Genomic DNA, 12,692 nt, shown 5'->3' with positions numbered 1-12,692 from the left:
ATGATCAGTGATTTTTCCTGGGATAACCTGCAATTTCTGCTCGAGGCCACGCGCTGGACCATCGGCCTGTCGCTGATCGTCTTCGTCACGGGCGGCATCGCCGGCTTCGCGGTGGCGCTGCTGCGCACGGCGCGCAGTCCGTTCCTGCGTTTCATCAGCGCCCTGTACATCCAGCTGGTCCAGGGCACGCCCGTGCTGATCGTGCTGTTCCTGACCTATTACGGGTTGGCGCTGTTCGGCTACAAGCTGTCGCCGCTCATCGCGGCCGGCGCGGCGATGACGATCTTTGCCAGCGCCTACCTGGGCGAGATCTGGCGCGGCTGCATCGAAGGCGTGCAGCGGCAGCAGTGGGAAGCATCGGCCGCGCTGGCGCTGAACCGCTACCAGCAGCTGCGCTACGTCATCCTGCCGCAGGCGCTGCGCCATTCGCTGCCGCCGACGGTGGGCTTCATGGTGCAGATCATCAAGAACACGTCGATCACCTCGATCATCGGCGTGGTGGAACTGACGCGCGCAGGGCAACTGGTCAGCAATGCGACCTTCCTGCCTTTCATCGTCTTCCCCATCGTCGCCCTGATCTACTTCGCGCTGTGCTATCCGCTGTCGCGCTACAGCCATTCACTGGAAAGGAAATTCCATGCCCATCGTTGAAATCGACAATATCAGCAAGAGCTTCGGCGCCAATCACGTGCTCAAGGGCGTCTCGTTCGCCGTCGAGCGGGGCCAGGTGATCGCCGTGATCGGCCGCAGCGGCTCGGGGAAAAGCACCATGCTGCGCTGTATCAACGGCCTGGAAACCATCGACAGCGGCAGCATCGTCGTGGCCGGCCATACGCTGACGGCGCGCCAGGAACGCCTGCTCGACTTGCGCAAGGACGTCGGCATGGTCTTCCAGAGCTACAACCTGTTCCCCCACCTGACCGTGGAAGAAAACGTCATGCTGGCGCCGCGCATCGTCAAGAAGGTGCCCGATGCCCAGGGCCGCGCCACGGCGCTGCGCGTGCTCAAGCAGGTGGGCCTGGAGCACAAGCGCGAAGCCTATCCCGAGCAGCTGTCGGGCGGCCAGCAGCAGCGCGTGGCGATCGCCCGTTCGCTGGCGATGGAACCGCAGGTGATGCTGTTCGACGAAGTGACGTCGGCGCTCGACCCGGAACTGACGCAGGAAGTGCTGAAGGTGATGGAGGAGCTGGCGCAGGCGGGCATGACCATGCTGCTGGTGACGCACGAGATGGAGTTCGCGCGGCGCATGGCCGACGTCACCGTCTTCATGCACCAGGGATTGGTGTGGGAGAGCGGGCCGTCGGAAGCGTTTTTCAGCAACCCGCAAACGCCCGAAGCGCGCCAGTTCGTCGGCGCGGGAGCGATCAAGTGAGCCCCGTCCTGGTGGCGGCGTCGGCCTACGGCGCAAGCAGGGTCAGGCAGCTGGGGCAAAGCCATTTCATCGACGTGGTGGCCGATGCGGGCGGTGCCGGAATCGAGATCCGCCGCGAACTGTTTACTTCCGACGTGCCTGACCTGGCGCGCATGGGCGCGGCCGTGGCTGCGCGCGGCCTGTACTCGGTGTATTCCACGCCCATCGAATTGTGGGGCGCGGACGGATTGCTGCGGCACGCACTGCTGCAGCAGATGCTGGACGAGGCGGCGCGCCTGGGGGCGCGCTACCTGAAGGTGTCGCTGGGCCATTACCCGGCCGCGCCGGACTTGCCGGCCTTGAAGGCGCAGCTGGAGGCCGCACCCGTGGCGCTGCTGGTGGAAAACGATCAGACGGCCCACGGCGGCAAACTGGCGCCCATGGCGCGCTTCCTGGCGGCGGCGCGCGAACTTGATCTGCCGGTGGGGCTGACCTTCGACATCGGCAACTGGCGCTGGGTGGGCGAGGATGCGCAGCAGGCGGCGCGCCTGCTGGCGCCGTACGTGCGCTATGTGCATTGCAAGGCCGTTCTTGATGACGGGGGCCGGCTGTCCGCCTGCGCCGTCTCTGAAGCCGATCCCGCCTGGCGCGCCGTCTTCGCGCACTTTGCGCCCGGTGTGCAGCGGGCCATCGAATTCCCGCTCGAGGGCGCCGACCTGGTGGCTGAAACGACCCGCTACATTCAAATCCTGGAGGCCGCATGATGAAACTCGACGTCGTTACCTATGGCGAGGCGATGGCGATGTTCGTTGCCGAGCAAACGGGCGACCTGGCCGCCGTGGCGCACTTTACGCGCCGCCTGGCCGGCGCCGAGACGAATGTCGCCATCGGCCTGGCGCGCCTGGGCTTGAAAGTCGGCTGGCTGAGCCGCGTGGGCGACGACTCGTTTGGCCGCTTCATCCGCGCCAGCGTGCAGGCCGAGGGCGTCGATTGCAGCCGGGTCGTCGCCGTCGCCGGCCAGTCCAGCGGCTTCCTGCTCAAGGAAAAGGCCGAGAACGGCGCCGATCCGCTGGTCGAATACTTCCGCAAGGGTTCTGCCGCCAGCCGGCTGGCGCCCGAGCACTTCGACCCCGCCTATTTCCTGTCCGCGCGCCATTTGCACGCCACGGGCGTGGCCGCGGCGCTGTCCGAGACCAGCCTGGCGTTTGCCGGCCAGGCGCTCGATTTCATGCGCGCCAACGGCCGCAGCGTGTCGTTCGATCCGAACCTGCGGCCCTCGCTGTGGCCGTCGCAAGCCGTCATGGTCGAGCAGATCAACCGCCTCGCCGCCAAGGCGGACTGGGTGCTGCCCGGCCTGGGGGAAGGAAAAATCCTCACCGGCCACGACTTGCCGCACGACGTCGCCGGCTTTTATCTGCAGCAGGGCGCGCGCCTGGTGGTCGTCAAGCTGGGGGCCGAGGGCGCCTATTACCGCACGGCCGAGGGCGACAGCGGCATGGTGGCGGGCGAGCGCGTGGCCAACGTGGTCGACACGGTGGGCGCCGGCGACGGCTTTGCGGCCGGCCTGGTCAGCGCCTTGCTGGAAGGCTTGCCGCTGGCGCAGGCGGTAGGGCGCGGCAACCGGGTCGGCGCCTTCGCCATCCAGGTGGCCGGCGACATGGAAGGCTTGCCCACCCGCGCCCAGCTCGACGCGCTGGTCCCATCTTGAACCGAACAGGAGAAAAACCCGTGAAAAAACATGTGCTTGTCTATAAAAAGCTGGCCGAACCGCTGCTGGCGCGCTTGCGCGCCGAATGCGAGGTGACGTACTTCGAGGCCATCGATGCGGGCAACCGCGCCGCGTTCGCCGACGCCATCCGCGGCGCGCACGGCTTGCTGGGCGCCAGCGTGCGCCTGGACCGCGAATTGCTGGAGCCGGCCGTCGACCTGCGCATCATTTCCACTATTTCCGTGGGCGTCGACCAGTTCGACGTCGATTACCTGCGCGAACGGGGCATCTTGCTGGCCAATACGCCGGACGTGCTGACGGAAACGACGGCCGACACGATCTTCGCACTGATACTCGCCAGTGCGCGCAGGGTCGTCGAACTGGCCGAATTCGTCAAGGCGGGGCGCTGGACGCGCAGCGTGGGCGAAAGCCAGTACGGCGTCAACGTGCACGGCAAGACCATCGGCATGTTGGGCATGGGCCGCATCGGCCGCGCCGTGGCCCGCCGCGCCGCGCTCGGTTTCGGCATGCAGGTGCTGTACGTGAATGGCGAAGCGGTGCCCGAGGTGGAGGCGGCGCTGGGCGCGCGCCAGGTGGCGCTCGACGACTTGCTGGCCGGCTCCGACTTCGTCTGCGTGGTGCTGCCGCTGACGGCGCAGACGGAACGCATGATGGGCCGGCGCGAGTTCGCGCTGATGCGCCCCGGCGCCATCTTCATCAACGGTTCGCGCGGGCGCATCGTCGACGAGGCGGCGCTGATCGAGGCGCTGCAGCAGGGTGCCATCCACGGCGCCGGTCTCGACGTGTTCGAGCACGAACCGCTGGCGCGGGACAATCCGCTGCCCGGCATGGCCAATGTGGTGGCGTTGCCGCACATCGGCTCGGCCACGCACGAAACGCGCTACGCCATGGCGCAGCAGGCGGTGGACAACCTGCTGGCTGGCTTGCGCGGCGAGCGTCCGCGCTACCTGGTCGGCTAAGAACAGTATCCATAAAAAGACAGACAGGGCAAGACATGAAGAACAAGGTAGCAAGGGCAATCATCATCATCGGCGCAGGCGCTTGCGGCGGCCTGTGTAGCGCGCAGTCGAACGTGACCATGTACGGCATCGCGGATATGGGCGTGGTATCCGAGAGCGGCGGCCTAGGGGGCAGGGTGCTCAAGGTGACGAGCGGCATCGCCAACGGCTCGCGGCTCGGTTTCAAGGGCAGCGAAGACCTGGGCGGCGGCATGACGGCAATCTTTACGATGGATGCGGGCATCCTGGCCGACACGGGCGCGTCCGCCCAGGGCGGCCTGCTGTTCGGACGCCAGGCCTTCGTCGGCCTCGCCGGCCCTGCGGGCACGCTGCGGCTGGGCCGCCAGTACACCTTCATCGACAGCAGCCTGGGCGCGCTGGACCCGTTTTACCTGGGGTTTGCGGGCAGGATGAGCAACGTCTTCACGGCCGGCTACATCAGCCGGGTCGACAACAGCGTCACCTACAGCTCGCCCGTGCGCGGCGGCCTTTCCGGCGAACTGGCGTACGGCTTCGGCGAAGTACCGGGCGATGCGTCGGCCAAACGCTACGCGGGCGCGGCGGCCACCTATGCCAGCGGGCCGCTGTATGTGCGCATGGCGCACCAGGACGCCAATACCCTGTCCGCCGCGCTGGTGGCGGGGACGGCGCGCAACACGGTGCTGGGCGCCACCTGGGACTTCGGCGTCGTCAAGGCGCATGGCGCCGTCGCCGTCAGCAAGAGCACGGCTGGCGCCGCCACCACGGTCGACAGCGCGGACCTGATGCTGGGCGCCACCGTGCCGGTGGGCCCGCACCGCATCCTGTTCTCGTACGTGCGGCGCGACGACCGGCGTGCCGCCAACGGCGACGCTTCCCAGATCGGCATCGGCTACACGTACGCGCTGTCGAAACGCAGCACCTTGTACGCGGCTTACGCGCACATCGACAACCGCAACGGCGCCGCCTACCTGGTGGGCAACGCCACCGACAACGGCAGCGGCAACCAGGCCTGGAACCTGGGCCTGCGCCACACTTTTTAAGGGGAAAATCGAATGAAGAAAACCGGATGGATTTTGGTCGGCGCCAGCACCGTGGCGCGCGAATGGATGGTCGACGCGATTCGCCAGCAGGGCGATGCCGAAGTGCTGGCCGTGGTCAGCCGGGACGCCGCGCGCGGCGCCGCCTTTGCCGAACAATTCGGCATCGCCGCCAGCTACACGGACCTCGACGCGGCGCTCGCGCATCCGGGCGCGGACGCCGTGTACATCAGCACCACCAACGAGTGGCACATGGCGCAGACCTTGCAGGCGGCGCGCGCCGGCAAGCACGTGCTGTGCGAAAAGCCGCTGGCGCTGAACCTGGAGGACGCCCGCCGCATGGTCGATGGCTGCGCCGAAGCGGGCGTGGTGCTGGGGATTAACCACCACCTGCGCAACGCGGCCAGCCACGGCAAGGTGCGCGAGCTGATACGCGCGGGCGAGATCGGCCAGCCCCTGTATGGCCGCGTGCTGCACGCGAACAACCTGCCGCAGCACCTGCGCGGCTGGCGCCTGGACGCGCCGGAGTCGGGTGGCGTCACGCTCGACATGTTCGTGCACGACGTCGACACCCTGCGCTTCCTGCTCGACGCGGAGCCGCGCCACGTCACCGCCTGCGCCACCAGCGGCGGCATGACGGTGGCCGGGCTGGAAGAGGGACTGATGGCCGTCATCGAGTTCGACAACGGCACCCTGGTGCAGGTGCACGACGCGTTCAACGCGCCGCATTCGCTGTCCGGCGTGGAAATCATCGGCACGAAGGGCACCATCTTCGCCACCGGCGTGATGACGCAGCGCCCCGTTGGCAGCATCAGCCTGACGCGCGACGGCGGCAGCATCGACATCCCTGTCGAGCATGAAAACCTGTACGTGCGCTCGGTGCGCGCCTTCCAGCGCGCCATGCGCGGCGAAGGGCAGCCGGCCGCCACCGGCGACGACGGCATGCGCGCGCTGGCCACGGCGCTGGCGGCGCAGCAGGCCAGCCGCAGCCACCAGCGCGTGACCCTGGCCGGCTGATAGCAGGCTGCATCAGTAAAAAAGCCGCCTGATCGCAAGATCAGGCGGCTTTTTATCGGCTTGCGTCCGTGATTACTCTTCGCGGCGTAAATGCGGGAACAACAGGACGTCGCGGATGTTCGGCGAATCCGTGATGATCATCATCAGGCGGTCGATGCCGATGCCGCAGCCGCCGGCTGGCGGCATGCCGTATTCCAGCGCGCGGATGTAGTCGGCGTCGTAGAACATCGCCTCTTCATCGCCGGCGTCCTTGGCGGCCACTTGCGCCAGGAAGCGGGCCGACTGGTCTTCCGCATCGTTCAACTCGGAGAAGCCGTTGGCAATTTCGCGGCCCACCATGAACAATTCAAAACGTTCGGTGATGCCGGCCACCGTGTCGGAAGCGCGCGCCAGTGGCGACACTTCAACAGGGTAGTCGATGATGTAGGTCGGTTCCCACAGCTGCGCTTCCGCCGTCTCTTCGAACAGCGCCAGTTGCAGCGCGCCCAGGCCGGCCGTGGCGAACGGCTTGACGCCGAATTTCTTCAGCTCTTCCTTGATGAAGTCCGCATCGTTCAACTGCTCCGGCGTGTAGCCCGGCGCGTACTTGTTGATCGCTTCGACGATGGTCAGGCGGTGGAACGGTTTTGCCAGATCCAGTTCGCGGCCGCCGTAGGTCAGGGTGGCGGTGCCGTGCGCGTCGATGGCGGCCTGGCGGATGACGGCTTCCGTGAAATCCATCAGCCATTTGTAGTCGGTATAGGCCGCGTAGAATTCCATCATCGTAAATTCCGGATTGTGGCGGATCGACACGCCTTCGTTGCGGAAGTTGCGGTTGATCTCGAACACGCGGTCGAAGCCGCCCACGACCAGGCGCTTCAGGTACAGCTCGGGCGCGATGCGCAGATACATTTCCATGTCGAGCGCATTGTGGTGCGTGACGAATGGCTTGGCCGCCGCGCCGCCCGGGATCGTGTGCAGCATCGGCGTTTCCACTTCCATGAACTCGTTCTTTTCCATGAAGCGGCGGATCGACGAGATGGCGGCGGTACGCGCCTTGAAGGTGCGGCGCGTCTCTTCGTTCATGATCAGGTCGACGTAGCGCTGGCGGTACTTGGTTTCCTGATCGGCCAGGCCGTGGAATTTGTCTGGCAGCGGGCGCAGCGACTTGGTGATCAAACGCAGTTCGGTGACCTTGATGGTCAGTTCGTCCGTCTTGGTCTTGAACAGCGTGCCCGTCACGCCCAGGATATCGCCCAGGTCATAGTGGTGCAGGGCGGCCATGGCCGCTTCGCCGGTGAGATCGAGCGTGGCGTAGATCTGGATGCGGCCATCGGCTTTCGGGCCGGAAGCGTCTTGCAGGGTGGCGAAAGCGGCTTTCTTGCCCGCTTCGCGCTTGAGCATCATGCGGCCGGCCAGCACCACGGTGACAGGTTCGGCTTCCAGCTCTTCGCGCGTCTTGCTGCCGTATTGCGCGTGCAGATCGGCCGCCTTGTGCTCGGGGCGGAAATCGTTCGGGAAGGCGATGCCTTGTTCGCGCAGTGCTGCCAGCTTGACGCGGCGCTCGGCGATGATCTTGTTTTCATCGGGGGCGGCGGCTTGTTCTTGGATATCCGTAGTCATGGTGTTCTTCGTTGGTGATTATTGGTGATGTGGCGCCAGCGCTGGCGCCACGCTGGCAAACAGTGCGTCGACGTCGAGTGCGGAGAAATCCGGCACGATGGCAATGATGTTGTCGAACGCGGCAAACGCTTCGGCTGGCAGGGTGGTGGTGAGTACCACGACGCGCATGCCGGCACGGCGCGCCGCTTCCACGCCCAGGGGCGCGTCTTCAAAGACGATGCAGTTGTGCGGCAGCGCGCCGGCCAGCAGCGCGCCTTTCAGGAAAACGTCCGGATGCGGCTTGCCCCGTTCCACGTCGGCGGCGCCGACGATGGCGTCGAAGCGGTGGCGCAGGTCCAGGCCGTCGAGCGTGAACGCGATGTTCTCGGCCGGCGCGGCCGTGCCCACCACCAGTCCCACGCCAGCCTGGCGCGCGCTGGCGATCAGCTGGTCGAAGCCAGGCACCGTCGCCAGGTGCGGGCCATACAGTTCGCGGTAGACGACTTCCTTTTCAGCCAGCAGGGTGACGTGGTCGGCATCCGCGCCCAGGTATTGGGCGATGATTTCATGTCCCTGCCGTCCTGCCGTGTCGCGGAAAAAGGCATCCGCATCCAGCGCATGGCCGTGACGTTCAAAGAACGCCAGCCACGATGTCGTGTGGAAGGCCATGTTGTCGACGATCGTGCCATCCATGTCGAACAGGAAGGCGCGCTGCGTCAATGCCGGAGCGGATGCGTTCATCCTTACACGCCTTGCTTGAGCGAGGCGGAAATGAACTCGTCGATGTCGCCATCGAGCACGCCCTTGGTATTGCCCGTCTCGAAACCGGTGCGCAAGTCCTTGATGCGGGACTGGTCCAGCACGTAGGAGCGGATCTGGTGACCCCAGCCCACGTCCGTCTTCGAGTCTTCCAGCTTTTGCTGCTCGCTCATGCGCTTGCGCAGTTCATGCTCGTACAGTTTCGCTTTCAGCATTTCCATCGCTTCGGCGCGGTTGCGGTGCTGCGAACGGTCGTTCTGGCACTGCACCACGATGCCGGTCGGCGCATGGGTCATGCGGACGGCGGAGTCGGTCTTGTTGATGTGCTGACCGCCGGCGCCCGACGCGCGGTAGGTATCGACGCGGATATCGGCCGGGTTGACGTCGATCTCGATCGAATCGTCGACTTCGGGATACACGAACAGCGACGTAAACGAGGTGTGGCGGCCGTTGGCCGAGTCGAATGGCGACTTGCGCACCAGGCGGTGCACGCCCGTTTCCGTGCGCAGGAAGCCGTAGGCGTGATCGCCCTCGACCTTCAGGGTGGCCGTCTTGATGCCGGCTACCTCGCCGTCGGACTGCTCGAGGATTTCAACTTTAAAACCCTTGCGTTCGCAATAGCGCAGGTACTGGCGCAGCAGCATCGACGCCCAGTCCTGGGCTTCCGTACCGCCGGCACCGGCCTGGATGTCGATGAAGCAGTTGTTCGGGTCCATCGGATTGTTGAACATCCGGCGAAATTCCATGCTTTCGATGACCTTGCGGATTTCCTGCACGTCCTGCTCGATCGCTTCGAGCGTGTCGTCATCGCCTTCTTCGCGCGCCATGTCGAACAGGTCGCGGGTGTCGCGCAGGTCGGCATCGGCCTTGGCCAGGGTGAAGACGATCGCTTCCAGCGCCTTCTTCTCTTTACCGAGGTCCTGGGCGCGCTTGGGATCGTTCCAGACGGTGGGATCTTCCAGCTCTTCGTTGACTTGCTCTAGTTTCTCCGACTTGACAGTGAAGTCAAAGATACCTCCGAAGTTCGGCTTCGCGGACCGTCAGGTCGTTGAGCAGGGCGGAGATGATATTGATGCGTTCGGCTTCCATAATGTTCTGGTCTTCTATGGTGAAATCAAACCTTGAATTATACGCGAGCGCGGCGCGTTTCTGATGCCGGCGGCGCCGAATCGATGCCGCACGGGGCAATAAAATCGTCATTTTGCTATATTTGCGACAATATTTTTGCCTTGAAGATGGCTGGCGTGCTGCGTATGATGCTGGCGATATTGTCTTTCCACAGGAATACATCATGCTTCAATCTCCCCGTCTCGCCCTGTTACCGCTGCTGCTGGCCGGCTGCGGCGCCTTGCCGCCCGCCGCCCACGAACCGGTCCGCGCGATGGCCGCCATGCCAGCAGGCAGCACGGCCACCCTGGCCCTGCTGGAGACGACGGACTTGCACGCGAATGTGCTCAGTTATGATTACTACAAGCTGCAGGCGGAACCGTCGATCGGCCTGGAACGCACGGCGGCCCTGATCGTCCAGGCGCGCGCGCAATTTCCGAACAACCTCTTGCTCGATAACGGCGACACCATCCAGGGCACGGCGCTGGCCGACTACCAGGCATTGGTAAAACCGCTGGCCTGCGACCAGACCCTGGCCATCTACAAGGCCATGAATTTGCTGAAGGTGGACGGCGGCGGCATCGGCAACCATGAATTCAACTACGGCCTGGCGTTCCTGAGCCAGGTCACGGGCAACCAGTTTGACGTCGACAGCGTGGACTCTGCCAGACCGCGCTGCGCCGGCCCCGCCTTCCCGCAAGTGCTGGCCAACGTCTACAGCGTCAAGACGGGCCAGCCCCTGTTTGCGCCATACCACATCATTAACAAGCAGATCACGGCGACCGGCCCCGATGGCAAGGCAATCACCTCCACCGTGAAGGTGGGCATCATCAGCTTTGCACCGCCCACCATCATGGCCTGGGACAAGCGCTGGCTGGAAGGGCGCGTCTACACGCAGGGCGTGCGCGAGACGGCGGAAAAATTCATCCCCGAGATGCGCGCCAAAGGCGCCGAACTGGTAGTGGCCATTTCGCACGGCGGCCTCGATGACAGCCCGTATTCGCCCACCATGGAAAACGGCAATTACTACCTGTCGCAAGTGCCGGGCGTGGACGCCATGCTGATCGGCCATTCGCACCAGCTGTTCCCGAACGCGGCCAGCACGGTGCCGCAGTTTAATTTGCCCGGCGTCGACAAGGTCAAGGGGCTGGTCAACGGCGTGCCCACCGTGATGGCCAATTTGTGGGGCAAGCACCTGGGCGTGATCGGTTTGCGCCTGCGCCACGACGGCAAGCAGTGGGTCGTCGACAAGAGCGCCACGACGGTGGAAGCGCGCGGCATCCAGAACGCGGACAAGAGTTACGTGCAGCCCGATCCTGCCATCGCCAGGCTGGTGGCCGAGGAACACGCGGCGACGATTGCCTACGTGCAGACGCCGGTCGGCGCCACGGACTTCCGCATGTCGACGTATTTCGCCGACGTGGGCGACGTGAGCGCCATCGAGGTAGTGAATCAGGCGCAAGCGGCCTACCTGGCCGCGTATGTGAAGGCGAACCTGCCGCAGTTTGCGCACTTGCCCGTGCTGTCGATGTCGTCGCCGTTCAAGAGCGGCTCGGCCGGCGTGTCCGACTACACGGACGTCAAGGCGGGCAATGTGGCGCTCAATAACGCTGCCGATCTGTATTTGTATCCGAACGCGCTGTACGGCGTGAAGATGAATGGCGCGGAACTGAAAGCCTGGCTGGAACAGTCGGCGCGGCGCTTCAATACCATCGACCCGAACAAGCTCGAAGCGCAGGAACTGGTCAACGCGGCGCACCCGAGCTACAACTTCGACGCCATTACCAGCGCCGACGTGCGCTACCAGATCGACGTCACGCAACAGCCCGGCCAGCGCATCCAGGCGCTGAGCTACAAAGGTAAACCTGTGGACGCGGCGCAGGAGTTCCTCATCGCGACAAATAACTACCGCGCCAGCGGCGGCGGCAACTTCCCTGGCCTCGATGGCAGCAAGACGGTGGTGGCCTCGCCCGACAACAACCGCGAACTGCTGATCGCCTACGTGACCAAGGAAAAGAACCTGACGCGCGCGAAAAACGGCTCGGCGCGCAGCTGGCGCTTCGCCAAGGCCGCGACGAAAGGCCCCGTGGTGTTCCATTCCGCGCCGGGCGTGATCGAGCTGGCCAAAGCGGCCGGCATCGGCAACGTCACGCAGCTGAAGCTTGACGATGGCGCGGGCAAGGGCTTTGCCCTGTACCAGCTCGACCTGTCGAAATGATGCTGGCAAACTTGCTGCTGGCCGCCGCGCTGGCGTCGCCCGTGGTGGCCGCGCCCGATGTCACCGCCCGGGCCAAGGTGCTGATGCGCGCAGGGACAGCGTCCCAGCCGCAGGCGCGCGCGCTGTTCGAACAGGCGGCTGGGCAGGGCAGCGGTCCCGCAGCGTACTATCTTGGCCTGATGCTGAAAAACGGCATGGGCGGGCCGCAGGACGGCGCCGCCGCGCTGCGCTGGCTGGAGCTGGCCGCGCAACGCGGCGTGGCGCCGGCCATGTTCATCGTGGCGAACATGCTGCTGACGAGCGACGAGGTCAGGGCGCGCTACTGGCTCGACGCCGCCTGCGACCTCGGCTACCCGGAAGCGCTGCAGCAGAAATCCGTGGCCCTGAGCGAAGGGCAGATGGGCTATGCGCACAATGAGGAGCAGGGCAATCTGTACCTGAAGATGGCCACGCACGCGATGGGACACCGCCCGCCGGAACCTTAGGTCTTCTCGTCCTTCTTTGGCTTGCTCCGCAGGCTGGCCGCCGCTTCGCCGATGGCGAACGGGTCGCGCGACAGGATGGCCGCGCCCAGGTCGACCAGTCTGGCCGCCGCAGCGATGGCCGCTTTCACGTCGGCGATGCGCTTGAGCTGCAGCTTGCCCTTGGCGATGGCGCCCTCGATATCGCCGCGCGCCTGCTCGGCGCCTGCGGCCGTCAGGTAGATGCCGTACGCGCGAAACAGGGACACCATCTGGTCCAGGTGGTTTTCATATTGTTCCAGCAGCGCGCGCTCGTCCGGCGCCAGCGCCTCGCGTTCGCGGATGCGCAATTCCAGCACCAGGCTTGATGCCTGCGCCAGGCTGTCGGCGATGGCGTAGCTTTGGTCTTTTGTCAGTTCGGTCAGTTCGGTCAGTGGGGCCATGGGAGTCTC

The 12,692-nt window shown here is 65.3% G+C and carries 14 protein-coding genes; 9 read left to right on the top strand and 5 right to left on the bottom strand.

Going from position 1 to position 12,692, the window contains the following annotated elements:
• The 7 genes from CLU91_RS05745 to CLU91_RS05715 are packed head-to-tail and all read left to right on the top strand — an operon-like array spanning position 1 to position 6,114.
• The gene (locus tag CLU91_RS05745; RefSeq protein WP_100873384.1) at positions 1 to 651 is read left to right on the top strand and encodes an amino acid ABC transporter permease; all 651 of its coding nucleotides are present in this window, start codon (positions 1 to 3) and stop codon (positions 649 to 651) included.
• Positions 638 to 1,372: an amino acid ABC transporter ATP-binding protein gene (locus tag CLU91_RS05740; protein WP_100873383.1), complete on the top strand. Its 735-nt coding sequence runs from the start codon at positions 638 to 640 to the stop codon at positions 1,370 to 1,372. The genes CLU91_RS05745 and CLU91_RS05740 overlap by 14 nt, the downstream gene beginning before the upstream one ends.
• Positions 1,369 to 2,115, top strand: a complete 747-nt coding sequence (locus CLU91_RS05735; RefSeq protein ID WP_100873382.1) for a sugar phosphate isomerase/epimerase family protein — start codon at positions 1,369 to 1,371, stop codon at positions 2,113 to 2,115. Before CLU91_RS05740 ends, CLU91_RS05735 begins: the two co-directional genes overlap by 4 nt.
• On the top strand, positions 2,112 to 3,059 hold the full coding sequence (locus tag CLU91_RS05730) for a sugar kinase (protein ID WP_100873381.1): 948 nt from the start codon (positions 2,112 to 2,114) through the stop codon (positions 3,057 to 3,059). Before CLU91_RS05735 ends, CLU91_RS05730 begins: the two co-directional genes overlap by 4 nt.
• 20 nt (positions 3,060 to 3,079) lie before the next feature.
• Entirely contained in the window at positions 3,080 to 4,039 is a 960-nt protein-coding gene (locus tag CLU91_RS05725; protein ID WP_100873380.1) for a 2-hydroxyacid dehydrogenase, read from the top strand.
• A gap of 35 nt (positions 4,040 to 4,074) precedes the next feature.
• On the top strand, positions 4,075 to 5,100 hold the full coding sequence (locus CLU91_RS05720; protein WP_100873379.1) for a porin: 1,026 nt from the start codon (positions 4,075 to 4,077) through the stop codon (positions 5,098 to 5,100).
• 12 nt (positions 5,101 to 5,112) lie between these two features.
• A complete protein-coding gene (locus tag CLU91_RS05715) occupies positions 5,113 to 6,114 on the top strand; it encodes a Gfo/Idh/MocA family protein (protein ID WP_100873378.1) in 1,002 nt (333 codons plus the stop codon).
• 72 nt (positions 6,115 to 6,186) lie between these two features.
• Here CLU91_RS05715 and lysS read toward each other — a convergent pair whose 3' ends face one another.
• From lysS to CLU91_RS28200, 4 genes are all read right to left on the bottom strand, one after another.
• A complete protein-coding gene (gene lysS / locus CLU91_RS05710) occupies positions 6,187 to 7,716 on the bottom strand; it encodes a lysine--tRNA ligase (protein ID WP_100873377.1) in 1,530 nt (509 codons plus the stop codon).
• Between the two features lie 18 nt (positions 7,717 to 7,734).
• On the bottom strand, positions 7,735 to 8,436 hold the full coding sequence (locus tag CLU91_RS05705; protein WP_100873376.1) for an HAD family hydrolase: 702 nt from the start codon (positions 8,434 to 8,436) through the stop codon (positions 7,735 to 7,737).
• Between the two features lie 2 nt (positions 8,437 to 8,438).
• Positions 8,439 to 9,543 (bottom strand): peptide chain release factor 2 gene (prfB, locus tag CLU91_RS05700; RefSeq protein ID WP_138829122.1). Its coding sequence is split into 2 segments (ribosomal slippage): positions 8,439 to 9,461 and positions 9,463 to 9,543, totalling 1,104 coding nucleotides; the frame shifts between segments, so codons are not numbered across the junction.
• Positions 9,460 to 9,654 carry a hypothetical protein gene (locus CLU91_RS28200; RefSeq protein ID WP_198521519.1) on the bottom strand — a complete coding sequence of 65 codons (195 nt, stop codon included), beginning with the start codon at positions 9,652 to 9,654 and terminating at the stop codon, positions 9,460 to 9,462. Before CLU91_RS28200 ends, prfB begins: the two co-directional genes overlap by 84 nt.
• A 91-nt stretch (positions 9,655 to 9,745) precedes the next feature.
• Here CLU91_RS28200 and CLU91_RS05690 point away from each other — a divergent pair, with 91 nt between their 5' ends.
• Together CLU91_RS05690 and CLU91_RS05685 are read left to right on the top strand one after the other, a co-directional pair.
• Positions 9,746 to 11,779: a bifunctional 2',3'-cyclic-nucleotide 2'-phosphodiesterase/3'-nucleotidase gene (locus CLU91_RS05690; RefSeq protein ID WP_100873375.1), complete on the top strand. Its 2,034-nt coding sequence runs from the start codon at positions 9,746 to 9,748 to the stop codon at positions 11,777 to 11,779.
• Entirely contained in the window at positions 11,776 to 12,264 is a 489-nt protein-coding gene (locus tag CLU91_RS05685) for a tetratricopeptide repeat protein (RefSeq protein WP_100873374.1), read from the top strand. The genes CLU91_RS05690 and CLU91_RS05685 overlap by 4 nt, the downstream gene beginning before the upstream one ends.
• Here the strand turns inward: CLU91_RS05685 and CLU91_RS05680 are convergent.
• Positions 12,261 to 12,683: a hypothetical protein gene (locus tag CLU91_RS05680; protein WP_100873373.1), complete on the bottom strand. Its 423-nt coding sequence runs from the start codon at positions 12,681 to 12,683 to the stop codon at positions 12,261 to 12,263. The two genes, CLU91_RS05685 and CLU91_RS05680, sit on opposite strands and share 4 nt — an antisense overlap.
• Positions 12,684 to 12,692: the final 9 nt, after the last annotated feature.

It is taken from the genome of Janthinobacterium sp. 64, assembly GCF_002813325.1.
Lineage (GTDB): Bacteria > Pseudomonadota > Gammaproteobacteria > Burkholderiales > Burkholderiaceae_D > Janthinobacterium.
This window is presented reverse-complemented; position numbering and strand designations above follow the sequence as displayed.